The sequence below is a fragment of the Streptomyces auratus genome, from assembly GCF_050433025.1.
Classification (GTDB): domain Bacteria; phylum Actinomycetota; class Actinomycetes; order Streptomycetales; family Streptomycetaceae; genus Streptomyces; species Streptomyces sioyaensis.
Genome location: NZ_JBNGCB010000003.1, coordinates 821,043 through 845,526, shown reverse-complemented (window position 1 = coordinate 845,526; position 24,484 = coordinate 821,043). Strand labels below are relative to the sequence as shown.

General features: G+C 70.8%; 23 protein-coding genes. 6 read left to right on the top strand and 17 right to left on the bottom strand.

Features of this window, described 5'->3' with window-relative positions; translation table 11 throughout:
* Window positions 1–32: 32 nt before the first annotated feature.
* From BKA18_RS23405 to BKA18_RS23395, 3 genes are all read right to left on the bottom strand, one after another.
* The gene (locus tag BKA18_RS23405) at window positions 33–737 is read right to left on the bottom strand and encodes an aggregation-promoting factor C-terminal-like domain-containing protein (protein WP_366044317.1); all 705 of its coding nucleotides are present in this window, start codon (window positions 735–737) and stop codon (window positions 33–35) included.
* A 404-nt stretch (window positions 738–1,141) separates the two neighbouring features.
* Window positions 1,142–2,464, bottom strand: a complete 1,323-nt coding sequence (gene phoH2 / locus BKA18_RS23400; RefSeq protein ID WP_366044318.1) for an RNA 5'-3' helicase PhoH2 — start codon at window positions 2,462–2,464, stop codon at window positions 1,142–1,144.
* Between the two features lie 544 nt (window positions 2,465–3,008).
* Entirely contained in the window at window positions 3,009–3,788 is a 780-nt protein-coding gene (locus BKA18_RS23395) for an isoprenyl transferase (protein WP_006603404.1), read from the bottom strand.
* Between the two features lie 140 nt (window positions 3,789–3,928).
* On the opposite strand from BKA18_RS23395, the gene mgrA reads away from it, so the two are divergent.
* The gene (mgrA, locus tag BKA18_RS23390; RefSeq protein ID WP_366044319.1) at window positions 3,929–4,960 is read left to right on the top strand and encodes an L-glyceraldehyde 3-phosphate reductase; all 1,032 of its coding nucleotides are present in this window, start codon (window positions 3,929–3,931) and stop codon (window positions 4,958–4,960) included.
* A gap of 264 nt (window positions 4,961–5,224) precedes the next feature.
* Here the strand turns inward: mgrA and BKA18_RS23385 are convergent, their stop codons facing one another.
* Window positions 5,225–5,953: a prepilin peptidase gene (locus BKA18_RS23385; RefSeq protein WP_040900101.1), complete on the bottom strand. Its 729-nt coding sequence runs from the start codon at window positions 5,951–5,953 to the stop codon at window positions 5,225–5,227.
* A 68-nt stretch (window positions 5,954–6,021) separates the two neighbouring features.
* Here BKA18_RS23385 and BKA18_RS23380 point away from each other — a divergent pair, with 68 nt between their 5' ends.
* Window positions 6,022–6,375, top strand: a complete 354-nt coding sequence (locus BKA18_RS23380; protein WP_366044320.1) for a DUF192 domain-containing protein — start codon at window positions 6,022–6,024, stop codon at window positions 6,373–6,375.
* Between the two features lie 59 nt (window positions 6,376–6,434).
* Here BKA18_RS23380 and BKA18_RS23375 read toward each other — a convergent pair whose 3' ends face one another.
* From BKA18_RS23375 to BKA18_RS23315, 13 genes are all read right to left on the bottom strand, one after another.
* Window positions 6,435–7,064 carry an OmpA family protein gene (locus BKA18_RS23375; RefSeq protein ID WP_006603408.1) on the bottom strand — a complete coding sequence of 210 codons (630 nt, stop codon included), beginning with the start codon at window positions 7,062–7,064 and terminating at the stop codon, window positions 6,435–6,437.
* Between the two features lie 10 nt (window positions 7,065–7,074).
* On the bottom strand, window positions 7,075–7,665 hold the full coding sequence (locus tag BKA18_RS23370) for a hypothetical protein (protein WP_006603409.1): 591 nt from the start codon (window positions 7,663–7,665) through the stop codon (window positions 7,075–7,077).
* A gap of 74 nt (window positions 7,666–7,739) precedes the next feature.
* A complete protein-coding gene (locus tag BKA18_RS23365) occupies window positions 7,740–8,441 on the bottom strand; it encodes a pilus assembly protein TadG-related protein (RefSeq protein ID WP_366044321.1) in 702 nt (233 codons plus the stop codon).
* Between the two features lie 20 nt (window positions 8,442–8,461).
* Window positions 8,462–8,626, bottom strand: coding sequence for a hypothetical protein (locus tag BKA18_RS23360; protein WP_006603411.1), 165 nt, complete (start codon window positions 8,624–8,626; stop codon window positions 8,462–8,464).
* Between the two features lie 696 nt (window positions 8,627–9,322).
* Entirely contained in the window at window positions 9,323–10,216 is an 894-nt protein-coding gene (locus tag BKA18_RS23355) for a DUF5936 domain-containing protein (protein ID WP_366044322.1), read from the bottom strand.
* 8 nt (window positions 10,217–10,224) lie between these two features.
* Complete coding sequence (locus BKA18_RS23350) at window positions 10,225–11,163, bottom strand: type II secretion system F family protein (protein ID WP_366044525.1); 939 nt, start codon at window positions 11,161–11,163, stop codon at window positions 10,225–10,227.
* Between the two features lie 47 nt (window positions 11,164–11,210).
* Complete coding sequence (locus BKA18_RS23345) at window positions 11,211–12,551, bottom strand: TadA family conjugal transfer-associated ATPase (RefSeq protein ID WP_006603415.1); 1,341 nt, start codon at window positions 12,549–12,551, stop codon at window positions 11,211–11,213.
* Complete coding sequence (locus BKA18_RS23340; protein WP_366044323.1) at window positions 12,548–13,036, bottom strand: TadE/TadG family type IV pilus assembly protein; 489 nt, start codon at window positions 13,034–13,036, stop codon at window positions 12,548–12,550. Before BKA18_RS23340 ends, BKA18_RS23345 begins: the two co-directional genes overlap by 4 nt.
* Window positions 13,033–13,416 carry a TadE/TadG family type IV pilus assembly protein gene (locus tag BKA18_RS23335; protein WP_366044324.1) on the bottom strand — a complete coding sequence of 128 codons (384 nt, stop codon included), beginning with the start codon at window positions 13,414–13,416 and terminating at the stop codon, window positions 13,033–13,035. Before BKA18_RS23335 ends, BKA18_RS23340 begins: the two co-directional genes overlap by 4 nt.
* A 3-nt stretch (window positions 13,417–13,419) precedes the next feature.
* On the bottom strand, window positions 13,420–14,859 hold the full coding sequence (locus BKA18_RS23330; RefSeq protein ID WP_366044325.1) for a CpaE/TadZ family protein: 1,440 nt from the start codon (window positions 14,857–14,859) through the stop codon (window positions 13,420–13,422).
* Window positions 14,860–14,872: 13 nt separating this feature from the next.
* On the bottom strand, window positions 14,873–15,589 hold the full coding sequence (cpaB, locus tag BKA18_RS23325) for a Flp pilus assembly protein CpaB (protein WP_006603419.1): 717 nt from the start codon (window positions 15,587–15,589) through the stop codon (window positions 14,873–14,875).
* A gap of 100 nt (window positions 15,590–15,689) precedes the next feature.
* A complete protein-coding gene (locus BKA18_RS23320) occupies window positions 15,690–17,195 on the bottom strand; it encodes a hypothetical protein (RefSeq protein WP_366044326.1) in 1,506 nt (501 codons plus the stop codon).
* 507 nt (window positions 17,196–17,702) lie between these two features.
* On the bottom strand, window positions 17,703–18,575 hold the full coding sequence (locus BKA18_RS23315) for a S1 family peptidase (RefSeq protein ID WP_366044327.1): 873 nt from the start codon (window positions 18,573–18,575) through the stop codon (window positions 17,703–17,705).
* Window positions 18,576–18,824: 249 nt separating this feature from the next.
* On the opposite strand from BKA18_RS23315, the gene BKA18_RS23310 reads away from it, so the two are divergent.
* The 4 genes from BKA18_RS23310 (at window position 18,825) to BKA18_RS23295 (ending at window position 24,425) form a co-directional block, all read left to right on the top strand.
* On the top strand, window positions 18,825–20,174 hold the full coding sequence (locus BKA18_RS23310) for a M14 family metallopeptidase (RefSeq protein ID WP_366044329.1): 1,350 nt from the start codon (window positions 18,825–18,827) through the stop codon (window positions 20,172–20,174).
* Window positions 20,175–20,667: 493 nt separating this feature from the next.
* Complete coding sequence (locus BKA18_RS23305) at window positions 20,668–22,476, top strand: Ig-like domain repeat protein (RefSeq protein ID WP_366044330.1); 1,809 nt, start codon at window positions 20,668–20,670, stop codon at window positions 22,474–22,476.
* Between the two features lie 526 nt (window positions 22,477–23,002).
* Window positions 23,003–23,317 carry a WXG100 family type VII secretion target gene (locus BKA18_RS23300; protein ID WP_366044331.1) on the top strand — a complete coding sequence of 105 codons (315 nt, stop codon included), beginning with the start codon at window positions 23,003–23,005 and terminating at the stop codon, window positions 23,315–23,317.
* 1 nt (window position 23,318) lies between these two features.
* The gene (locus BKA18_RS23295; protein WP_366044332.1) at window positions 23,319–24,425 is read left to right on the top strand and encodes a WXG100 family type VII secretion target; all 1,107 of its coding nucleotides are present in this window, start codon (window positions 23,319–23,321) and stop codon (window positions 24,423–24,425) included.
* Window positions 24,426–24,484: the final 59 nt, after the last annotated feature.

Sequence of the window (24,484 nt, the reverse complement as noted above, 5' to 3'; positions counted from 1 at the left end):
GTTTCGGAGGTGCGTGGTAGGGCCGGACGGGCCTAGTACCAGCTGTTGGCCTGCCAGAACGACCAGGCGCCACAGGGGCTGCCGTAGCGGTCGTTCATGTAGTTCAGGCCCCACTTGATCTGGGTGGCCGGGTTCGTCTGCCAGTCGGAACCGGCCGACGACATCTTGGAGCCGGGCAGCGCCTGGACCAGACCGTAGGCGCCCGAGCCGGCGTTGGTGGCCTTGTAGTTCCAGCCGGACTCGTGGTCCACGATGTTGCTGAAGCACTGGAACTGGTCGCCGGCCATCATCTGGCGCGCGATGGCCTGCGTCTCGGCAATGCTGTACGAGCTCTTGCCTACGAGGTCGCCCAGGTCGCCGCGTGCGGAGGAGCGGGACGCGGCCTGCTCCTTCTTCTTGCGCGCATCGGCTTCCTTCTTGGCCTTCGCCTCGTCCGCGGCGTCCTTCTTGCTCTTCGCGGTCTCAGCGGCCGCCTTGCGAGCCGACTCCTGTGCAGACTTCAGGGCTGCCGCATCCGCCTGGGTGGACTGGTCGTCCGCCTGCTGCGTCAGGGAAGCCGTCTGCACCTGTGCCTGTGCGCCTGCGGGGATGTCAGCGATCGTCGCGTCGGCAGCGGTCGCCTCGGTGTTGCCCACCGAGGGTGCCTCGTTGCCTGCAGCGACGCCGACCACGGCGCCGACGGTGGTGACCGCGGTGGCGGATGCCACGGCGAATCCCCGGACCGAGATCCGGCTCACACGTTTTCCTTCCAGCACCGCCCGCATAGGTGACCTCGCGGGCGCAATCGTGCCCCTGACGCTGGTCTCCCCTTGTTCCGGACCCGGTTGAGCGGGTGGGTCCGACTGGTCACGGGAGGCACTGGCCCGGTACGTCCCCCTCGGGGTCCGCGTGGTGCTCGGGCGGCATACGGCGACTCGCTATGAAGTTCGATCGTTCTACACCGCTGGGGGTGTTGGGTGCCGTATGCGGGGCCTGACAGGACCCAGACTCTGCCCGAACGACACACCGGGAATCAATTCCCCGCTGGGTGTGAAAGCTCACACCTCGTTTACCGTCAAGTATTTTCGGATAACCGCGCACAGCACGGCGCCGCCCGGCTAAGCTCCTTCGCTTCGCCGGGCGGCGCCCTGTTCACAACGGGTCAGATCCTGCCGTCCTCCAGCATTTCGGTCACCAGCGCCGCGATCGGCGAGCGTTCCGAGCGGTTCAGCGTGACGTGGGCGAACAGCGGATGCCCCTTCAGCTTCTCCACCACGGCCACCACGCCGTCGTACCGCCCGACCCTCAGGTTGTCGCGCTGGGCGACGTCATGGGTCAGCACCACCCGGGAGTTGGCGCCGATACGGGACAGAACCGTCAAAAGGACGTTCCGTTCCAGCGACTGGGCCTCGTCCACGATGACGAATGCATCGTGCAGCGACCGTCCCCGGATATGGGTCAGCGGCAGCACCTCCAACATGCCGCGCCCCACCACCTCTTCGATGACCTCCTTGGTGGTCACCGCGGACAGCGTGTCGAAGACGGCCTGGGCCCAGGGGCTCATCTTCTCCGCCTCGCTGCCCGGCAGATAGCCCAGCTCCTGCCCGCCGACGGCGTACAGCGGGCGGAACACCATCACCTTGCGGTGTTGCCGACGCTCCAATACGGCCTCCAGGCCCGCACACAGCGCCAGCGCCGACTTGCCCGTACCGGCCCGCCCGCCCATCGAGACGATGCCGACGTCCGGGTCGAGCAGCAGGTCCAGCGCGATCCGCTGCTCGGCACTGCGGCCGTGGATGCCGAAGGCCTCCCGGTCGCCGCGCACCAGCCGGATTCCGCCCTCGGAGGTGACCCGCCCGAGCGCCTTGCCGCGCTCGGACTGCAGCACAAGTCCGGTATGCACCGGAAGTTCGGACACTTCCGGCACCTGGGCGGTCTCGGCGGCGAACAGCTCGTCGACCTGTTCCGCGGAGAGGGTCAGTTCGGCCATCCCCGTCCAGCCGGAGTCGGTGATCGCCAGCTCGGCGCGGTACTCCTCGGCCAGCAGCCCGACCGAGGACGCCTTGATGCGCAGCGGCAGATCCTTGGAGACGACCGTGACGTCGTACCCCTCGGCCTGCAGATTGCGCGCCACCGCGAGGATCCGCGAGTCGTTGTCGCCGAGCCGGAAGCCCGCGGGCAGGATCCCGGGGTCGGAGTGGTTCAGCTCGACCCGGAGCGACCCGCCCAGATCCCCGATGGGGATGGGCGCGTCCAGCCTCCCGAACTGCACCCGGTACTCGTCCAGCAGACGCAGCGCCTGCCGCGCGAAGTAGCCGAGCTCCGGATGGTGTCTCTTGGCTTCCAGTTCCGTGACCACGACGACCGGCAGCACGACCTCATGCTCGTCGAAGCGGGACATGGCGCCTGGATCCGCCAGCAGGACACTGGTGTCGAGGACATAGGTGCGCCGGTCGTTGTCACGGCGCTGCTTGCTGTTCACCACGGTGGGACGAACCCCCTCGGATGAGGTCGGGGTGCGACGGCGTCGCGGGGCGGTGTGCTCCTGGGGCGACCACGCCCCCAGCGACCGCTGGGCGGCGTCCCCAGGACCCCCGGCCATCTCGTGACCGGACCGGGCTCGGACCACCTTGCGCGGGCCGAGCGCCGGCCCTCCGCGTCGACCGTGCGGTGCGCACGGACCTCCGTGATGTGCAAAGGGCCTCCCGGGCGGACGACTCCATGCCGTCCGCTGAGATGCGGCGCCCGATGGCTTGTTCCGGACGCCGACCTGGAAGGGATATTCCCTCGAACGCCCGCAGCCATGCCACGGCATATGACGCACGGTCGGTGAACCTTTGGTGACACCCGCCCGCCGGGGCGGCCGGGGCCGCCTCACGGGAATGCTGGGTCAGAAGGGGCCCCGCCGGGGGTTCGTGGGACCGGCGGGGCACAGAACGCCCTACGGAAATATCGGGACGTAAGGGTCATACGGGACGAAAGTGAGAGAGGACTCGAACGGCCTAACCTGCTGTCCCGTCACTCAGGTCCTAGAAGCCGTAGCGCCGGTGCCGGGCGGCGTAGTCGCGCAGCGCGCGCAGGAAGTCGACCTTCCGGAACGCCGGCCAGAAGACCTCGCAGAAGTAGTACTCCGAATGGGCGCTCTGCCACAGCATGAAGCCCGACAGTCGCTGCTCACCGCTGGTACGGATCACCAGGTCCGGGTCGGGCTGGCCGCGGGTGTAGAGGTGCTCGGAGATCAGGTCGATGTCGACGATCTCGGCGAGCTGCTCGAAGGAGGTGCCGCGCGCGGCGTGTTCCAGCAGCAGCGAGCGCACCGCGTCGGCGATCTCCTGCCGGCCGCCGTAGCCGACCGCGACGTTCACCAGCACGCCCTTGTTGTCGGCGGTGGCCTGCTCGGACTCCTTGAGCACCCGCTGGGTGGCGGTCGGCAGCAGATCGCGGTTGCCGACGTGATGCACCCGCCAGCGGCCGTCGGCGGCCAGCCCGCGGACGGTGTTCTCGATGATGCCCAGCAGGGGCTTCAGCTCGGCCTCGGGCCGGTCGAGATTGTCCGTCGACAGCAGCCAGAGCGTGACGACCTCGACATCGGTCTCCTCGCACCAGCCGAGCAGCTCACTGATCTTGTCCGCGCCCGCCTGGTGGCCCTGCTCTGTCGTCCGCCCGTCGGCCCGCGCCCAGCGCCGGTTGCCGTCCAGGATGACGCCGATGTGCTTGGGCACCTGGGTGTGATCCAGGCGACCCTCCACCCTGCGCGCATACAGCCGATAGACCAGATTGCGCAGTGCGGGCGGATAAGGGATGCGCATCCCGGAAGATCGCAGCATGTGTGGTCCAACCCCTCCGTACCAATGGCGGTCACCCCCGTCGCCTCAAGGGAGCAACTTTACTTCTCGGCTGTCTCGGCAGCCCAATCAGGTGGTCACAAGTACGTGATAGGGAGATGAGTATGACTGGCACCGACTACCACGCGGCGGAATCCCGCTACGACTCGATGAAGTACCGGCGAACGGGTCGCAGCGGACTCAAACTCCCCGCTATCTCCCTTGGACTCTGGCACAACTTCGGTGACGACCGCACCCTGAGCTCCCAGCGCGCCATCCTGCGCCGCGCCTTCGACCTGGGCATCACCCACTTCGATCTGGCCAACAACTACGGTCCGCCGCCCGGGTCCGCCGAGCTGAACTTCGGGAAGATCTTCGCGCAGGACTTCCGCCGCTACCGCGACGAGATGATTCTCTCGACGAAGGCCGGATATCTGATGCACCCCGGTCCCTACGGCGAATGGGGCTCGCGGAAATATCTCCTCTCGTCGCTGGATGCGTCGCTGAAGCGGATGGGCGTCGATTACGTCGATATCTTCTACTCGCACCGCTTCGATCCCGACACTCCGCTTGAGGAGACGATGGGTGCGCTGGCGTCCGCCGTCCAGCAGGGCAAGGCGCTCTATGCCGGTATCTCCTCCTATAACGCCGAGCAGACCCGTGACGCGGCCGGAATCCTGCGCTCCATGGGCATACCGGCGCTGATCCACCAGCCCTCGTACTCGATGATCAACCGCTGGACCGAGGACGACCTGCTGCTGGACACCCTCGAAGCCGAGGGCATGGGCTGCATCTCTTTTGCGCCACTGGCGCAGGGCCTGCTGACGGACACCTATCTGCACGGCGTCCCCGAGGGCTCGCGCGCCTCGCAGGGCAAGTCCCTGGACCCGGGCCTGCTGTCCGACGACGTCGTCCGCCGGCTCCGCGGTCTCAACGACATCGCCGCCCGCCGCGGCCAGTCCCTGGCCCAGCTCGCCCTGGGCTGGGTGCTGCGCGACGAGCGGATGACCTCCGCGCTGATCGGTGCCAGCAACGTCGCCCAGCTGGAGGCCAATATCGCGGCCCTGGACGCCCCCGCGATCACGGACGCCGAGCTGGCCGAGATCGACGAGTTCGCCAGGACGACGGACGGCGTGAACATCTGGGCCCGGCGGTAGCGGCCCCCTGGGGCCGTGCACCACAGGATGCATACGCCGCCTCCGTACGCCGCTCGTCTGCTGCGGCCTGCCCGGGCAACAAAAAGCGGGCCGGTCCGTGGGGGGGATACGGACCGGCCCGAGGGGGGGTTTCCACCATAACCCCGCGGACGGGGTGCTGTGTGCACCGGCGCGCGCCGCGGCGTGGCTCGCGGGTGTGCAGGCGTACGGACCCGGTCCTCCCGTGCGCGGGTGCCGGCGGCGCCCCGCGCGGGAACGGCGCGGTCAGGCGGCGGTCGCGGCGGCCCCCAGGAGCAGTCCGCAGAACGCCCCGAAGATCATGAAAGGCCCGAGCGGCATGGCCGTGTCCCGCGCGCCGCGCCGGAAGAGCAGCAGCCCGGCGCCGTAGAGCGCCCCGCTCAGCACCCCCGCCGCACCGCCGGTGACCAGGGTGCGCAGGCCGTACCACCCAAGCGCGACGCCCAGCCCGACCGCCAGCTTGACGTCCCCCAGCCCGATCCCCCGGGGATTGACGGCATAGAGCAGGAGGTAGCAGGCGCCGAGCAGCAGCCCGCCCAGCAGCGCCCGCCGCCAGGCCCCGGTCTCCCCGGTGAGCCGGGCAGCGAGCCCCAGCGCCCCGGCGCCGACCACGGCCAGCGGCAGCGTCAGCGCGTCCGGGAGGCGCCGCACCCGCCGGTCGACGACGGTCAGCAGCACCGCGAGCGGCGCCATCAGCAGCCAGGCGACGAGTTCCGGCCGGGGTCCGGTGGCTGCCGCCAGGGCCGCACACGCCAGCGCGGTGACCGTCGCCGTCGGCAGCCCGCCCGGCCCGTACGCCCCGCAGTCCCGGCAGTGCCCGCGCCCCAGCCAGCCCCGGGCCGGCCCGGTGATCGCATGCCCCCCGGGACAGGCCGCGCGCCACTCCTCCTCGGGCTCGACGGCCATCCGGTGGGCCGGCCGCGGTATCAGCAGCCCGGCCGCGGCCCCGTAGGCGGCGGCGAGAACGATCAACATCAGTGCCACGGGCCGACCTTAGGCCCGTCCGGTGCCCATGGGACGGGGGAACTGATAGAACGCTGTGCATGGCGCGCTGGAAGAACGGTCCGGGAATGCTGCTGGGCGCACAGGGGGGCATTCCGGTGGAGATCGCGGCCTCCTACCGCGCCCGTGCCCGCGGGCTGTTGGGCCGCGACGGCATCGAGGGGGCGCTGCTGCTGACCCCGGCGAGCGGGGTGCACACCTTCCGGATGCGGTTCGCGATCGATGTCGCCTATCTGAGCCGGGACTTCACCGTGCTGGCCATCCGCACCATGCGCCCGGGCCGGCTGGGCCGACCCCGGCTCCGCGCCCGGCACGTCCTGGAGGCGGAGGCCGGTGCGATGGCGCGCTGGGGCCTGCGGCCCGGACTCCGGCTCGGGGTCGAGGCCGCCGGCTGAGCGCGCCGGCGCGGGCACTGCCGCCGGCCGACGCTCCGCGCCGACCGCCCGGGGCCGGATCATGACGCGCGCGGGAAGCTGACCTCGACCCGGCGGTTCTTCTTGCGGCCTTCCTCGGTGGTGTTGTCGGCGATGGGGTACTGCTCGCCGTAGCCGCGGATCTGGAAGCCGACGGACGGGCCGAGGTCCTTGGCCAGCTCCTCCTGCACCGCCGTGGCGCGCCGCTTGGACAGGACCAGGCCGTGGCCGGCGGAGCCGAGATTGTCGGTGAAGCCGAACACCCGCAGGCTGGTGGCGTGCTGCTTCTTGATCTCGTCGGCGATGGCGCCGATCCGGGAGAGCGCGTCCGAGGACAGGTCGGCGCTGTCCTTGCCGAAGAGGACCTCGGCCTGGAGCGCGAAGGTCACGTTGTCGTTGGTGTCCTGGCGGCGCTCGGAGCCGTCGTCGCTCTCCACGATGGACTTGATGTTGAGGACCTTGGACGGGGCGAGCTTGGCGCCCTGGACCATCCGCAGATCGGGGTCGGTGGGGTCGATGTGCACGGGCGGGGCGGAGTCCTCGGTGACGCCCGGCGGGTCGGCGTGGGCGGCGGGCGCCGTCAGCGGCGTGACCAGCAGCAGCGCGACGGCGGCCGCGGTGACGGCGCTGCGCGGCGCTCGGCGGCGTCGGGGCATCTGGGTCGCGGTCATCGGTGCCCGCTCAGTCCGTGATCTGCACGCTGGCCGGCGGCATGGTCGGCAGCTGGAAGTCGACGTCGGTGACCTTGGCGGGGGGCGCCGGGAACTGCGCGAAGACGGGGCGGCTGGCGCCCGGCATCAGACCGCTGAGGCCGGTGGTGCACAGGCATTCGCCGTTGGTGTCGCGCAGCACCAGATACCGCTTCTTGCCCGCCTTGTCGACGAGGGTGGCCCCGGAGATCGAGGAGCGGGAGCGCAGCTCGGTCTCGTTGGAGCGCCAGTTGATGGCGTTGAAGGGGCGGTTGCCGTGATTGGCGACCGTGCCGTTGACGGTGACGAAGCCGCCGGAGTCCCGGACCACGGAGTGCAGCGTGACCACCACGCCGTCCGGGCCCTTCATCTCGCCGATCACCTTGTCGGAGTCGGCGGCCGGGCTGCCGGGGCCGCCGTCCTTGGGGGCGGTGCTGCGGGCCGGCGGCTTGTCGCCGTCCGACGCCTTCGCACCGCCGCCGTCGCCGCCACCACCGCAGCCGGCCACGACGAGAGCCAGGCCGACAGCGCCGGCCAAGACGACCGCTCCTCTGGCGGCCTTCGTGGTGCGCCGAATGCTCATGGATGCGATTCCTTTGATCGTCGTCTGGTCGTTTCGTGGCTCGGGGCGGTGATCGGGTGCGGGGTCGCGGCCGGTCAATGGGCGAGGCGTACGGAGAAGAGGTCGGCGGCTTCCGGGAGGTCCTGGAGGTGGTCGGGGTCGAGGGCCCAGCGCTTGCCGTCGCAGCGGAGCTCGACGGGGGCGTGCCCCGGGCCGTCCTTGCCCCCCTTGCCCTTGCCGTCCGTGCCCCCTTCGCCGTCCGTGCCGGCCGTCCCGCCGCCGTCGTCCGCGGGCGCGGCGAGGGTGCAGCGGGGGCCGACGACGGACGTCGCCTCGGACTGCGCATGGGTGCCGCGGGTCATCGGAATGACCGAATTCCCCACGGCCTTGCGGGTGGTGACGGTGACGGCGAAGGAGGTGGGCCAGGAGTCCGGGACACAGCCGCGGCCGGAGAGATCGGCGCCGTTGCGTCCGGCGAACCAGTCCGCGCTCTCGCACGCGGCGTCGGACAGGGGGCCGCGCCCGTTCAGCAGGTCCTTCCAGGCGGCCGGGTCGGTCGCGTAACTCCCGTCGCGGAGACCGTCGAGCAGGCTCTTGGTCAGCAGGTCACGGTACTTCTGACCGGCGGCGAGCGCGGCCGCGTCGGCGGCGGTCTGCGCACTGTTGCGGGTGGCCGCCGCCTGGCCGACGGCGAAGAAGGCGAGCGCGAGAAAGAGCAGGCCCCCGACCACGACGATGTAGACGGGAAAGGCCTGCCCGGCATCGCGCCGGCCGCGGCGGGTGAGGGGGGCCGTCACGGCGAGGGCGCCGGCGCGGCTTAAATGCCGACGACGTCGGAAATCTTGTTGGCGATGGCGTTCGCGATCTGGCTGCCGAAGTCCGTGGTCGACAGGACCAGGACGATCGCGACCACCACCGCGATGATGCCGAGGTACTCGATCGAGGTCTGTCCCCGGTCGTTCCCCAAAAACCGCTTCGCCATCGTGTTCCCCTCCATGGGCGGCCGGACCGCTCTGGTCCGGCTGGTCTGCCCCCGTGGTGCCGGCGCGTTCGGACCCGCGCGTGACACCAGAAAAGTACGCCGGAACAGCGTTCCCGGAACAGGGCTTGCCCACCCCGTCCTGATTCCGGAACGCGGACGACAGAGACAACGGCACATTTTGGCCACTCCATCGCACCCCGTCCACCCCCGCTCCCCCTCCGGGACCCTGCCCGCTGCCCTGCCCGTTGTGGACTGCCCGATGTGCACTGCCCGATGTGGACTGCCCATGTGGACCGTACGGCCCGACCGCACCATAGTGCGCGCGCAATCGTAAGCCCACCCACTGTGACACAACTCGTTGCTGGTGCGAAGGAGTTGAGGAGAAGCGAGGCGGGAACCACACTCATCCGGCCGGGCGCCACGCCCGGCCGCGCCGGAGTGCGCCCCGGCGCGGCCCCGTGTGCGGCACCGGCACGGCGAGTCCGGCGCCGGGGCCCGCCCGCCCGAAGATGTGCATCCGCAAGGACGGCCCGGCGTGGCGGCGGTCGTGGACGGTGTCGGCGGAGCAGGGGGCCGAGAGGGCGGAGAGGGCGGCGCCGAGGAGCGCCGGCGCCGGAACGCCGGGCCCGGTCCACCGGCGCCGGGCGGGCGGGCGCGGGGCCCCGCAGGGCGTCCGTTTCCCGGTCCGCAGGCCGGTCACTTCCCCACCAGCGAGCCGAAGTTGGTGCCCGACCCCAGGAAGAACCCCGCGATGAGCAGGACCATCGTGGCCGGGACCATGAAGGTGGTGACGACCATGGTGGCCTTGGGGACCGCACGGGCGGCCCGGCGCCGGGCGTTCTGGGCGTCGGTCCGGCGCATGTCGTTGGCGATCTGGATCAGGGTGTCGACGATCGGCGAGCCCAGCTCCTCGCCCTGCTGAAGGGCGGTGACGAACTGGGCGACCTGTTCGGAGTCGTTGCGTTTGCGCAGTTCCTCGAAGGCCGCACGGCGGCTGACGCCCATGTCCATCTGCCGCAGGGTGATGCGCAGTTCGTCGGCCCACGGGCCCTCGTACCGCTCGGCGACCCGGTCCAGGGCCTGACGGAAGCTCAGGCCGGCGCTGACCACGACGGCCAGCACGTCCAGAAAGTCCGGAAGAGTGCGTTCGATGGTGTCCCGGCGCTGCCGGATCGCGGACCAGATGCCGACCTCGGTCCAGAAGAGGCCGAAGAGCACCATCAGGATCCCGAGCAGCGGCTGACCGCGCAGGAACATCACCAGCGCGCCGAAGAAGCCGAGGGCCCCGTAGACGGCGCGGCGGGCCGCATAGCGGTCGACGGTCAGCCCGCCCGGATTGCCCGCCAGATCGATCCGGCGGCGGATCCGGGCGGTGCGCCGCTCGCCCATCAGCCGCAGTACCAGCGGAGCCCAGCGCATCCCGGCGCGGTCCACCGCCGACCCGACGACCGTGGTGCGGGTGGCGCCGACCTCCAGGGACAGCGCCAGGTCGGGCGGCAGCCGGGCCTCCCGGCGGTAGAGCGCGACACCGCAGCAGACACCCACGACCGAGAGGGCGGAGGCGAAGGCCAGCAGGATTCCGATTCCCATAGCGATACCTAGACGTCGATCTTGGAGAGCCGGCGGATGAAGAAGAACCCCAGGCCGTAGAGGGCGAAGGCCACCACGACCGCGAGCTGGCCGAGGAAGGAGGAGGTCATCCGGTCGATGGCACCGGGCGCGATCCGGTTCATCAGCAGCAGGGTGCCGATGCCGAGCAGCGGCACGACATAGGCGGTGACCACGACCTGGGAGAGCTGGGTGCGGACCTCACGGCGGGTCTCCTTGCGCTCCTCCAGGGTCGTGGTGAGGTTGCGCAGCGAGCCGACGACGGTGCCGCCGGCCCGGTTGGAGAGCACCAGGGTGGTGACCAGGACGACGAGTTCGCGGGAGGGGAGGCGTTCGGCCAGCTCGCCGAGCGCCTCGTCGATGGAGTGGCCGACGGCGAGCTTGTCGGAGACCTTGGCCAGCTCCTCGCCGGCCGGGGCCTCCAGCTCCTCGGCGGCCATGCCCAGCGCCGTACGCAGCGCCAGCCCGGCCTGGGTGGCGTTGGCCAGGATCCGGGAGAGTTCGGGCAGCTGGTTGATGAACCTCTCGATGCGCTTCTGCCGCTGCCAGTTGAGGAAGGCGAAGGCCGCCCAGATGGCGACCAGGGCGGCGATCGGGCCGAAGAAGGGGGCGAGGGTGGCCTGCGCGACCAGCCAGAGGACCGCGACCGCGGCGAGCATGGCGACGAAGAACTCGCCGGGGGTGACGTCCAGGCCGGTGGCGGCCAGCCGCAGTTCGAGGCGGCGGCCGAAGCGGGTGGCGCGCAAGGTCCGGTCGACGGACGGGAAGCGGCGGCGGCGTCCGCCGGTCGGCAGCGCCCGCTCGTCGGCGAGCCGGTCGACGACGGCCTGCCGCTGGGCGCGCCCGGCCGCGTACGTCCGGACGCCGGCAATCGCCAGCAGCCCGCACAGCAGCGTGGCCCCGATGGCGAGCAGGGCGAGGGGGTTCATGGAGGCCGTGGTCGGCCCCCCGGCGGCAGTGGTCGGGGCCCAGCCGGTCATGAGGTCGCCTTCCGGGTGGCGAGTTGGTCGTCGGTGGCCGCCACGCCGAAGGCGGGCGGGGTGGGTTCGCTCGCCATGAAGAGGCGCTCGGCGACCCGGCGCGGCAGCGGGAAGTAGCGGAACCGGCCGTGCACGATGCGGTCCGCGCCCATCGGTTCGGCGTCGAAGCGGCAGACCGTGGCGATCCGGTAGTCCTCGTGGCCGCGGGAGTCCAGGATGGCGATCTCGCTGATCCGGCGGGAGCCGTCGGCGTGCCGGGAGAGCTGGACGATGCAGTCGACGGCGCTGTTGATCTGGTCCCGCAGCGCCTCGAAGGGGATCTTGACATCCGACATGGAGGCCAGGGTCTGCAGCCGCATCAGGGCGTCCTCGGCGCTGTTGGCGTGGACGGTGGCGAGCGAGCCGTCGTGTCCGGTGGACATCGCCTGGAGCATGTCGAGGGTCTCGCCGCCGCGCACCTCGCCGACGATGATGCGGTCGGGGCGCATCCGCAGGGAGTTGCGGACCAGGTCGCGGATGGTGATCCGGCCCTTGCCCTCCACGTTGGGCGGCCGGGACTCCAGCCGGATCACATGGGACTGCTGGAGCTGGAGTTCGGCGGCGTCCTCGACGGTGATGATCCGCTCGCCGTCGGGGATCAGGCCGGAGAGGGCGTTGAGGAGCGTGGTCTTGCCCGCGCCCGTGGCCCCGGAGACCACCACGTTGAACTTGGCCCGCACCAGCCCCGCCAGCAGCATCAGCATCTGCTCGTCGAGGGTGCCCATGCCGATGAGTTCGGCGAGGGTGTAGGCGCGGGGGAAGCGGCGGATGGTGAGGGTGGCGCCGTTCAGGGCGAGCGGCGGGATGATGACGTTGACGCGTTCGCCGGACGGCAGCCGGGCGTCGACCATCGGATTCGATTCGTCGACCCGGCGGTTGACGGTGGAGACGATCCGCTCGATGGTCTGCATCAGCTGCTCGTGCGAGGCGAAGCGGACGGGCAGCAGCTCGACCCGGCCGGAGCGCTCGACGTAGACCTGGTCCGGGCCGTTGACCATGATCTCGGTGATCGAGGCGTCTTCGAGGAGCGGCTCCAGCACCCCGAGGCCGAGCGCCTCGTCGACCACCCGGCGGATGAGCTGGGCGCGTTCGGCGGTGGAGAGCACCGGGCCCTCGCGGCTGATGATGTGGCCCAGGACGCGCTCCAGCCGCGAGCGGCGCTCGGCCGCGGCCAGCGAGGACATCTCGGCGAGGTCGATCTCCTCCAGCAGCTTGGCGCGGTAGAGGGCCACCATATGGCTGTCCTCCCGCGCCTCACCGGCCGGTTCGGGTGCGACGATCCGGGCTTTCAGGCTCATCGCGGGGCTGCTCCTTCGTACGTGTCCGGGGCGGCTCGAAGGCCGAGGGCGCCGGGTTCCTGCGGGCGGGGCATGGTGGCGCTGCGGCGGGCGGTGCCGAAGTCGTCGACGCCGGGGATGATCGAGGGGATGGTGACCCGCACCGTCGCGCGGACCGCACCGTCGCCGTCGCCGCCCACGGTGATCCCCGCCTTGACCCAGTCGCTCATCGCGGCCCGGCCGGCGGCCTGCGGGTCGGCCGGGTGGTCGGCCCGGTCCATCGAGGCGGTACGGGCCGCGGCGCGGGCCCCCGTACCGGCCTGCTGGACGACGAACGCCGCCAGCCCGAGCTGGACCACGGCCAGCCCGACGACCAGCAGGATCGGCAGAAAGCCGAGGAATTCCAGGGAGACCTGGCCCCGGTCGCGGCCGGGGCCGCGGAGCCGGGCGGGGCCACGGAGCCGGGCTGAGCCGCGGCGCCGGGCGGGCAGACGGACGGCGCTCACCGGGGGGCCTCCTGCGCGGCGCCGGCCGAGCCCTCGGCCCGCCACGGGAAGGTGCCCGCGCCGGGGAAGAGCACCGGGACCTCGATGTGGACCGTCGCCTTCCACACACCTGCCGCGGGGACGCAGGAGACGGAGGCACCGCCCCGCCAGGAGCTGGGCAGTTCGTGCTCGGCGGCGGCAATGCAGGCGCCGGCGCCGCCGCCCTCGGTCGCGGTGCCGGCCCGCGCGCCCCGGTCCGCGGAGTGGGCGGCGAGCGTATACGCGTAGCCGACCAGCACCAGCTGCCACAGCAGCGCGAGGACCAGCAGGATCAGCGGGAGCATGCCGAGGAACTCCACGGAGACCTGCCCCCGGTCGTCGCCGCCCAGCGGGCGCCGCACCGCTCAGCCCTCCTCGTAGGGACCGGCCGGGTCGAACGGCCCCGCACCGCCCCTCGCCGCGGGACCGCGGCGGACGGCGAACCGGCCGCCGGACCCCGAGCCGGACCCGGAGGCCGGCCCTGATGCCTGACCCGGAATCGTCCCGGGACCGGGAGCCGCCCCCGCCGCTATGGCCTTGCGCTTGCGCCCGGTCAGCGTCGGACGCGCCCGGTGGCTGCCGCGGCCCTGCCGGGCGGCCGGCGACTCGACCAGGGCGAGTTCGCCCGCCAGGGCGACGAGCGCCTGCTTGACCGTCGACCGGTTGTCGAGGTCCTGCATCCGGCCCGCGTCCACACAGGGCTGCAGCTCCTTGAAGGCGGCCGGGACATGGGTCCTGGCGACCTGGGTGCCGGTGGCCTTGGCGACCAGCGGCGGCTGGATCTCGGTGTTGCGGGTGAGGCGGTTGACCACGGTCGTGGTGTCCTCCGCCTTGCGGATCTGCAGCCGGTCCCACAGCCGCACCTGACGCTTGGCGGCCCGTACGGCCACCACGTCCGGGGTGGTCACCAGCAGCGCCGTCTCGGCGAGTTCGACGGCCGCGGCGTTCGCGGACTGCATCTGGGAGCCGCAGTCGACCAGCACGACCTCGTAGCGGGAGCGCAGGGCGCCGAGGATCTGCCGGGCCGCCCGGTCGTCGACCTCCTCGCCGCGCTCGCCCTCCTCGGGCGCCAGCAGCAGGCCCAGACCGGTGTGGTGGTCGTGCACCGCGTCCTGGAGGACCCGTACGGAGATGTCCTGGATGCCGGCCAGGTCGACGACCGAGCGGCGGAACTGCACATCCAGATAGGAGGCCACATCGCCGGACTGCAGGTCCAGGTCCACCAGCGCGACGCTGCGGCCCGCGGCCCGGGCGGCCAGGGCGAGTTGTACGGCGGTGACGGTGGTGCCGACCCCGCCCTTGGCGCCGGTCACGGTCACCAGCGTGCCGGCCGGTCCGGGCGCCGCCTCCGGGCCGGCCCCCAGGTGCACCCGTACGCCGGCCGCCCACTGGGCGGCGGCCTGCACCCGGGCGGCCAGCTCCTCGTAGCCGAGCGGCAGTCCGACGACGCCGCGGGCGCCGGCGTCCATCGCCGCGGAGAACAGCGCGGGCCCGGCGTCCGCGGTGATCAGCACCACGCCGACGGCGGGAAAGCGCAGCGCCACCTCCCGGATCAGCTCCAGCGCCGGCGCCGGGCCGATCCGCTCGTGGACGACCACGACCTCGGGGAGCGCCTCGACGGCGGACGGCCCGCCGGCGGACGGTGTCCCGTCCCCCTGGGCGGCGGCCCGGGCGAGCGCGTCGAGCAGCGCCGCGGAGTCGGCGACCGCGGGCGCGGGCTCGGCGTCCGGCAGCTGGTGGAGCAGCGAGGAGACCACGCGTGCGGCGTCCGGGTCGCCGATGGCCGAAAGGATGCGGATGGTCACCAGGGGCTCCGGGTCACTTGTCGCCGTCGAGGGTGTAGGTGCGCTGGCCGGGCGGGATGGCGGTCTCGCTGCCGGGGGCGAGCAGGGCGAGCCGTACATGGGTGGCGAAGGACTCGGCATAGGCGACCCGTTGGGCGTCCCGGGTGTCGAGCGCGAAGGTGATCGGAACGGCCTCGCCGGCCTGCCGGCCCGCGGTGGTGTCGCCCGGGTCCTTGGTCTCCAGAGGCGTCAGCTTGCCCACGTCGATGACCTGCGCACCGGCCACGATGACCTTGGAGACCGGCTTGTCCTCGGGGCGCTTGCCCTCGAAGGTGGCGTAGATGTTCACCCGCGCCCCCGGGTTGATCTTGCCGGCCACTCCGGTCGCGGCGTCGATCATGATGGCGATCTCCTGCTGCCCGGCCTGCAGCGCGGGCCGCTCGACGATCATGTCGTCCTGGAGCAGCGACCCCTTCTTCAGCGGGGTCACGGCGATCTTGCCGCTGACCTTGTCCAGGTCGGTCACGGCGGTGGGCGGCAGCCATCGCTGCGGCATCGTCACCTTTTCGAACTGCCCAGGATCCAGCGCTTTATAGGCGGCGACATCCGTCTTCAGCCGGTACGCCGTCTTCTCGGGACCGACCTTGGACTCGACGTTCTTGATCACCGACAGCACGCCGATGAACGCGCCGATCGCACAGAGAACCGACAGGAGCAGCAGGATCGCTCCGCGGCGCTGGCGTGAGTTCATGGGGGAGGAACCTCGATCGGGGACGGGGAGCAGGGGCGGGCGGCCGGCGACTGCCGGGCCGGCCGGGGCGGGGCGGGGGCCGCGGTCGGCCCGGTCGGGCTCAGCGCACGCGGGCCACCGTCCGCGGGGTGCCGGGGGCGCCCGCCCGGCCGGACAGGTCCGGATGGCCGGCGAAGGAGGCCTGGCCGGGCAAGGAGGTCTGGCCGGGCAGCTCCCAGCGGCCGGGAGCGCACGGGCCGTCGGTCGCGTAGGGGCCGTCGGTCGCATAGGGGTTGCCGGGCACCGGGGGGCCGGACCCGTACGGGTTGCCGGGGACGGCCGGGCCGCCACCCGGCGTACGTTCCGGGCCGCGGACGGCGGGGTGTTCGGGTGTGCCGGGACCGGCCGGGTGTTCCGGTGCGCCGGGGCCTGCCTGGTGTTCGGGGCCGCGGACAGGCGGGATTTGCGGGGCGCCGGGGCCGACCGGGTGTTCCGGTACGCCGGAGGCGGCCGCCGGGCCGGCCCCCCGGGCAGCGGCCACGTCCGGGAGGGCGTGCACCTCCGGGGCATCAGGGACGGCCGACGGCGCGCCCGGGACGGCCGACGGACCCTCAGGGGTGGCCGACGGTGTGTCAGGGGTGGCCGACGGCCCCTCCGGCGCGGCCTGCGGCCCGGGGCGGGACCCTGGCCCTATGGCGGCGGCCGCGGGCGCGGCTATGGCCGCCGGCCCCTGCGCCGGGCCGCCACCCCCTGCCGCCCGTGCCCGCGACAGCGGCGCCGCGCAGAACGCACAGCGGTCGCCGAGGAGTTCCCGGCCGCACCAGCCGCACTGCTCGCGCCGTACGGAGCTCACCAGCTGATGGAGGACCGACGGGTCCGGTATGGCCGCGGCGAATTCGATCAGCTTCCGGGTCCCCCACCAGCGGGTGGACTCATCGGGCAGCCGTGCCTCGCACACCCCCTGCACCTGCCAGGCGGGGGCGAGCGTCGTGGTCACCCAGTCGCCGGTGAACTGGCCGCGGGCGAGCGCGAGCTCGGTGGTGAAGCCGGGCGCCGGCAGCCCGGCCCCGCTGGCGTGCCGGTCGAGTTGCAGCAGCCGCGGCTCGGGGTGGGCGAGCACCGCGAAGTGCACGCCGGGCAGCCAGGACTTCACATGGGAGCGCAGGTCGACCTCGATGTGGTCCAGGCCGCTGACGCTGCCCAGCAGGGCGCCGGCGTGGATGTAGTGCGTCAGCAGCCGCGCCGCGCTGGCGAGGACGCCGGGGCTGAAGTCGCCCAGCGACAACTGCCGCAGCTGACGGGCCAGTACGGCCACCCCGAGCGGCGGGAGGGACAGCGGCACGATGGCGATCCGGTCGCTCTCCAGAACGGCCCGCAGGGTGTGCAACCGACGGACGTGGGCGGACGGGCAGGCGGAGGAGTACAGCGCGATGAGATGGCCGTGGTGCTCCAGTACGGCGCTGGTCTCGGCCAATGCCTCGTCCAGCGGCAGGAGATGCGGGGCCTGGAGGACGACGGCGGCGGGGGTCTGCCGGTTGGTGGGGGCACCTCCCTGCTCGAACGAAGTGGAGAGCAGGGGGGAAGGCAGCGCGAGGTCAGGGCTGGTGACTGCAATCGCGGTCGGCACGTCGCTCCCCCACTCCCTCCGGCCGCCGGGGGTCCCGGGACCGCGGATCGGCACAGCTCTGCGCCATCGGCGCCATACGCTGAGCACCTTATCCACAGAGATACGTCCCAGAGAACACGTTCTGGGCTACTCGTCATGACCGCCGCCATGACCGTCGCTCCGCGAGGAATCGGCGCGTACCGGCTCAGCGGCAATCACCGTAACCTCCGCCCCCGACCAGCGCCTTGACAGCCATAATGGTCTGGACCATGCGGCATCGGGCGCATGTGCCACTGCCCGCACTTCTGTCCCGTCCGCCCCAGCTTCCCGGCGCCGGTCGGCAGTCGGCAGTCGGCAGTCGGCAGTCGGCAGTCGGCAGTCGGGAGGACGTACGCCCGCACCGCCCGCAACCGGCGCTCCCACGACGAGGCTCCGTACGCACATCGAGATCCCGCGCACACGGCGAGGTCCCGGGCACCATGGCGCCCGGGACCTCGCGTACTACTGACGTCGGCTCCTGCGGCTATCTCACCGACGCGTGGCGGCCGGCTTCGGCAGGGTGCAGCCGGCCGCGTTCAGGTCGAGCTTGTTGCCGGCGGCGAAGCACTTCGGTATCCCGTAGGTCTCCTCCGCGTAGTTGGTGCCCTTGTGCACCGTGACGTTGCCGTTCTCGTCCACCTCGCACGGGTTGTTCTCGGTGCACCTCTCGCCGTCCTCGTTGCCCGTGTTGTTGATGGCCGTGACCTTGCCCGTGGCGGTGTCGACCACCGGCGATCCGGAGGTGCCGCCGATGGTCTGGCACTGCGGGGTGTAGCGGACCGAGTCCTTCCAGGTCCAGTCGCCCTCCTTGAGGGTGGGCACGAACCCGTCGATGTTGCAGGTGTAGATCTTTTTCCAGTATCCGGAGACGACACTGATCCCGGCGCCCTTGGTCGGGTGGTCGGTGGCCAGCTCCAGCGGCTTGATCCCGTACTTCTGCTCGATCTGGGCGTAGGTCGAGCCGGTCCGGTAGAGCGTGACATCGGTGTCGGTCATCGTGGCGTAGACGACGCGGTTGGCCCGGATCGTGCCCGCCCGGCCGCCCGACTTGTTCAGCAGGGTGAAGCCGCGGCTGGACGCCTGGTCGACGATGACCTCGCCCGCGCCCGGCATACCGCTTTCCAGACAGTGTCCGTTGGACATCACCAGCGCCGGGTCGTCCGGCTGCGAGCCGGGCATCCGTACGACCGAGCCGGAGCAGTTGCTCAGTGCGACGGTGCCGGCGAAGTCCACCGCCTTGGTCTTGTGTGACGAGGGAAGGGGCCGGTGCTGCGGCGCCGCCTGGGCCGTTCCGACGGTGCCCACCAGGGCTGCGGCGCCCAGCACGGCCGTGGCCAGGGTGCCGACGAGAGGTCGATTCATGTGGGGGTCCTCTCACGCTTTTGTCACCGAAGCCTGGTCAGGGGCTTCGGATTTGTCGTGCGCATTGTTGGCGCCACCGCCCCAGGTGGCAATCAATTTCCCCGGATCGATGGGAAGTTGCCGGGTTGGCCCGGGGTGGGCGAGGGGGCCCGGCCGTCCCGCGCATCTGGCCGCCGCATGTATTGACCAGCCCATGCCAACGCCCGAACACTGACGTCGTCGCTTCGCTCACACCCCACAGGAGACCGCATGCGACCACGTATCCGCGGCGGACGAAGCACCGTCCTCGCCGCACTCCTCTCCCTCGCGCTCGCCGCCCCCGTCGCCGCCGCCCAGGCAACCGGCGCCCCACCCGGCGCACCCGCCACCGCCACCCCGGCCCGTACCGAACTCCCGCACCAGTACGAGGTGTCCGGCCCCGCCACGCCCGCCCAGCGCACCGCGCTCACCACGACCGGCGCCACCGTCGACGAGGTCCACGCCCGCGCCGTCGTCATCACCGCCGACCGCGCCCAGGCCGCGGCCGTCCGCCAACTGGGCTACGCCCTCCGCCGGTTGCCCGACCCCCCGGCCACCCAGCCGGTCTCCCCCGGTACCCGGGTCAGGGACTTCCCCGCCGGGTACACGAAGTACCACACCTACGACGAGGCCACGAAGGAGATCGACGCGCTCGTCGCCAAGTACCCGAAGCTCGTCAGCAAGAAGGTCATCGGCACCTCCCAGGAGGGCCGCAACATCCTCGCCCTCAAGGTCAGCCGGAACGTCACCAAGGACGAGGCGGAGCCCGAGGTCCTCTTCACCGCGCACCAGCACGCCAGGGAACACCTCACCGTCGAGATGGCCCTGTACCTCCTGAACGAGTTCACCTCGAAGTACGGGAGTGACCCCCGCATCACCAAGATGCTGGACTCCCGCGAGATCTGGATCATCCCGGACCTGAACCCGGACGGCGGCGCCTACGACATCGCCTCCGGCTCGTTCCGCAGCTGGCGCAAGAACCGCCAGCCCAACGCCGGTTCCTCCAACGTCGGCACCGACCTCAACCGCAACTGGGACTACAAGTGGGGCTGCTGCGGCGGCTCGTCGTCCAGCACCTCCTCCGAGACGTACCGTGGCCCGTCGGCCGCCTCCGCCCCCGAGGTGAAGGTCGTCTCCTCCTTCGTCCGCAGCCGCATCATCGGCGGCAAGCAGCAGATCAAGGCCGCCATCGACTTCCACACCTACAGCGAACTCGTCCTGTGGCCCCTCGGCTACACCGACGACGACACCGGCCCCGGGATGACGCAGGACGACCACGACACCTTCGCCGCCATCGGCAAGAGCATGGCCGCGAGCAACGGCTACACCCCCGAGCAGTCCAGCGACCTGTACATCACCGACGGCTCGATCGACGACTGGCTGTGGGGCGACCAGAAGATCTTCGCCTACACCTTCGAGATGTATCCGTCGTCGTTCGGCTCCGGCGGCTTCTACCCGAAGGACACGGTGATCCCCAAGGAGACCTCCCGCAACCGCGAGGCGGTCCTCAAGCTGCTGGAGACCGCCGACTGTCCCTACCGGGCGATCGGCAAGGAAGGGCAGTACTGCAAGGGCAGTTGACGCACGCCGGGTACGACGGGCACGAGCCCGGTGTCAGCCGGAACGCGAGCCGCCGCCTCCCGGTCAGGGGAGGCGGCGGCTCCCGACTGCGTATTGCTCTCTCCGGGTGAAGTCGAGTCAACGGCGTGGCGCCGTATTGGTTATTTCGGGTTAATGGTGGTGACCATTTTCCGGTGGGTTGCCCATCTCTCCGGGGAGAGAGGCAACCCCTGTGGTGCGCGGATGCCTGGAAAGTGCCGGCGTGTCCTCTCTCTGTCCCGGTGTGCAGGCGGTGATCCGGTTCGCGTATACCTCCGCCGTGCGATGCGGGCCCCGGTGGGAGTTCTTGGGTGGCTCTCTCAACTGAGAGAGGTTTGTCATGGAACCGACTACGGGTTGGTTGGGCGCTCCGGCGGTGGCCGGCGGGTTTCGGCCGGTTGTACCGGCCGGTGGAGCTGAGGTAGCCGCTGTACGGGGGCTTGCGCCCACGCCGTTCAGTGCGGCGTTCTCCACGGTGACGATCCCGGCGGGCACGACCCCGCTGGCGGTGGCGGTGGCGCCGAACGGCAACGTCTACGTCGGCAACGCCAATTCGGCCAACGTGACGGTGATCAGCAGCACCACGAACACCGTCCTGGCCACCGTCCCCGCCGGCTCGGACCCGGCCATGATTGCGGTGGCGGCGAACGGCAACGTCTATGTCACCAACCAGAGCTCGAACAACGTGACGGTGATCAGCAGCGCCACGAACACCGTCCTGGCCACCGTCCCCGTCGGCGGGGGCCCGTTCGCGCTGGCGGTGGCGCCGAACGGCAACGTCTACGTCGCCAACAGCATTTCCAACAACGTGACGGTGATCAGCAGCGCCACGAACACGGTCCTGGCCACCGTCCCCGTCGGCGCGGTCCCGGACGCGGTGGCGGTGGCGGCGAACGGCAACGTCTACGTCGCGAACCGGAACGCGGGCACCGCGACGGTGATCAGCAGCGCCACGAACACCGTCCTGACCACCCTCCCCACCGGTGGTTTCCCGGGCTATGCGGCGGTGGCGCAGAACGGCAACGTCTACATCGCCAACCAGACCTCGAACAACGTGACGGTGATCGACAGCGCCACCAACACGGTCGTGGCCACCGTCCCCGCCGGCTCGGTCCCGGGGGTGATCGCGGTGGCGCAGAACGGCAACGTCTACGTCACCAACACCGTTTCGAACAACGTGACGGTGATCAACAGCGCCACGAACGCGGTCCTGGCCACCGTCCCCACCGGCGTGGGCCCGTTCGGGGTGGCGGTGGCGCCGACCGGCAACGTCTACGTCGGCAACAGCAATTCCAACAACGTGACGGTGATCAGCAGCACCACGAACACCGTCCTGGCCACCGTCCCCGTCGGCGCGTTCCCGTTCTCGGTGGCGGCGGCGCAGAACAGCAACGTCTACGTCACCAACGCCAATTCGGCCAACGTCACGGAGATTTCGCCGCTGACGGTGACGACCTCGCCGGCATCGCCGGTGTGCGGGCAACCGGTGACGTTCAACATTTCCGGGGGGACTCCGAACGGGACAGCGGTGGTGAACTTCGGGGACGCCAGCCCCACGGTCACCGTCCCCCTGGACGCCACCGGGAGCGGGCAGACCACCCACACCTACACCGCCGGTTCGTTCACCGCGACCGTGAACGGCAACCCCACCCCCGTCATGGTGAGCACCAACCCGACAACGACGACGCTGTCGGTGACGCCGACCCCCTCCACCTGCGGGCAGAGCGTGACCGTGTGCGCCACCATCACTCCGGCACCAGGCACCACCTCAGTGCCGACCGGCACGGTCACCTTCACCCTCCCGAACAGCCAGACCCAGATGGTCCCCGTCAACGCATCGGGGCAGGCCTGCTTCACCACCACCGCCCTGACCACCGGCACCCTCACCGCCGCCTACAGCGGTGACAGCTGCTTCACCAGCTCCAGCACCAGCACCCCCGTCACCGTGAACCCCAACCCCACCACACTGACCGCGCAGCCAGGCACGATCCGGCTCCGGCTGACCCCGCTGCCCGAGTTCTACATCCCCACCCTCAGCGCCACCCTGACGACCACCGGGGGGATGCCGGTGGCCGGTCAGCCGGTGACCTTCACCGCCACCACGCTCTTCGGCCCGGTCAACCTCGGCACCGCCGTCACCGACGCCACCGGCACCGCCACCATCCACAACGCCGTCGTCCCCCCCTACGCCATCGCCACCCCCTTCTACACCGCCACCTTCCCCGGCAATGCCTGCTACAACGCCGCCACCGCCCACGGCATCCTGCTGTTCATCCCCCTCTAGGGCTGATCTCCTCGGCTTCGAGAACCGCAGGTCACCTGGCCTGCTGCGCCTGGAGGAACGCGTCGTGACCCAACTGCACGAGCCCCCCGACCAGTTGAGAGGTTCGGCGACACATGTGGATTCCAGGGGCGGGGCGCCCGCAGTCGGGGCGGCTCCAGCACCGGCACGACGCTCCAGCAGACCACGGCGCAGGAGGGGCGGCACCCAACCCGGCTCCGCCCCTCACGAGATGCGCTTTGCTCTACTGGAGCAGGTGGTCCGCCTTCCCCGCCTTTATCTCGCGGATGCAGAACGTGGTCAGACAGGGGTCGCGCACCCGTCCCGGCTGGCCGAGGCATCGCAGTCGACTCACGCGTCGAGTCGCAGCTGCAGACCGCGCCATCCGGGCGGTTTACCGCCCCATTGCCCGTTGCATTCCAAGAATTTCCCCCTGCTGTCACGGCTTTAACGCGAGCGCCTGGCCGCACCACCTCGGAGCCCGTTAGCGTACTTCGGGGGAAGATCATGTTTGTAACAGGGGGCTGCTATGACGCATGAACACTTCAGTGTCCACCCGGACAAACTCAGGGCACTGTCCACGGATTTCAAGCACGTGAGTGACCGCCTCGAAGGGCAAGTCAAGCAATTTGCCGATAAGGCTGAGAATGTTGATGATGCGTTTGGGGTGCTCAGTGAATCCACCGAAGCTCTGGCCAAGTATGTCGATATGACGCGGGCCACTGTCACCAGCCTGCAACAACTGCGCAAGCAACTTGCCGGGTATGCCGCCGGATTGCATCACTCAGCGGCAAGCTACGAGCACACCGATGCCGAGCAGGCGCACAAATTCGGTGGTGCGTGACATGGCCGAGCAGCAGCAGATCGAGAAGAGCTTCAACATCCTCAAGCCCGGTGGCAACCCCGAGGTGTTGCGCAAGTGTGCCGAGGCGTGGCGGGAGATGGCCCATGACCTGAAATCGGCGGGTGCGGACCTTGGTCGGCAGGTCGATGAGTTGAGCGATTCGGAGTGGGGCGGCCAGGCCGCCACTGGGTTCCGCGAGCACTGGACGCACACCAAGGATCAGATCGACCATGCGCTGCCCAACTTCGATGCGGTAGCTGCGGAGTTAGAGCAGGCAGCCGACCACATCGAGGACACCAATACGCAAGTGGAGCATGTTCTTGAGGAGCTCGCGGTCACTGCGGCCGTGGGCGTCGGACTGACCGTGATCACCGCGGGCTTCTCCGACTTGGTTGCCGCCGGGAGCGCGGCGGCCGAAGTTGCCGAGGCCGGAGCCGTCGTTGCGAGACTCGCCAAGGTCCTCAAGACGATCGAGTCGGCTCTTGAGTCCATACGCGGCCTCATGGCGGGCAGCAAATTCTTGAAGTTCGGCGTGGAGTTCGCCACGAACGTGGGGGGAAATTTCACCGGGAACGTGCTGGGCCAGGCAATCACCGGTCAGCAGGTCACCTGGGGCCAGGACTTGCAGGACGCGGCGGTGGCCGGGGGCGTTGGCACCGCTTTGGGAGCGGGAGGCGCGGCATTGGGCAAGAAGATGCCCAACGCGCTCGGTGAGGTGATCTCGGGTAACGGACTCGTCGGGAAGATGGCCACCGGCGCCACTACCAGCGCGGGCGGCCAGATGGCTGCCGACGGGGTCGACATCGCCCAGGGCAGCAAGACGAGTGCCAACATCATCCCGGACCTGATCACCAGCGCCGGCGGCGGCGCGGCGGGCGGCGCGGCTGTGCACGGAGGCGAGGCCCGGTATGAGCACGGCGGAGGGGGACGGCACCGAGACCCCGAAACCGGTCCGACCTTCGGCCCGGGGCGACAGGCTGCTGCCAATGGCGTGGTGTACGGGGATGCCAACGCCAACGAGACCGACCGCACCGCCGACCACCCCCAGAGCCCCTTCGACAAGCCCCGCTCTGCGCTGACCGACCCGGACGGCGCGTATGAGGACTGAGGGGAGAGCGTAGCGATGTGGCAGGTCAGGAAGAGCATCCGCACATATCGCGAAGATCC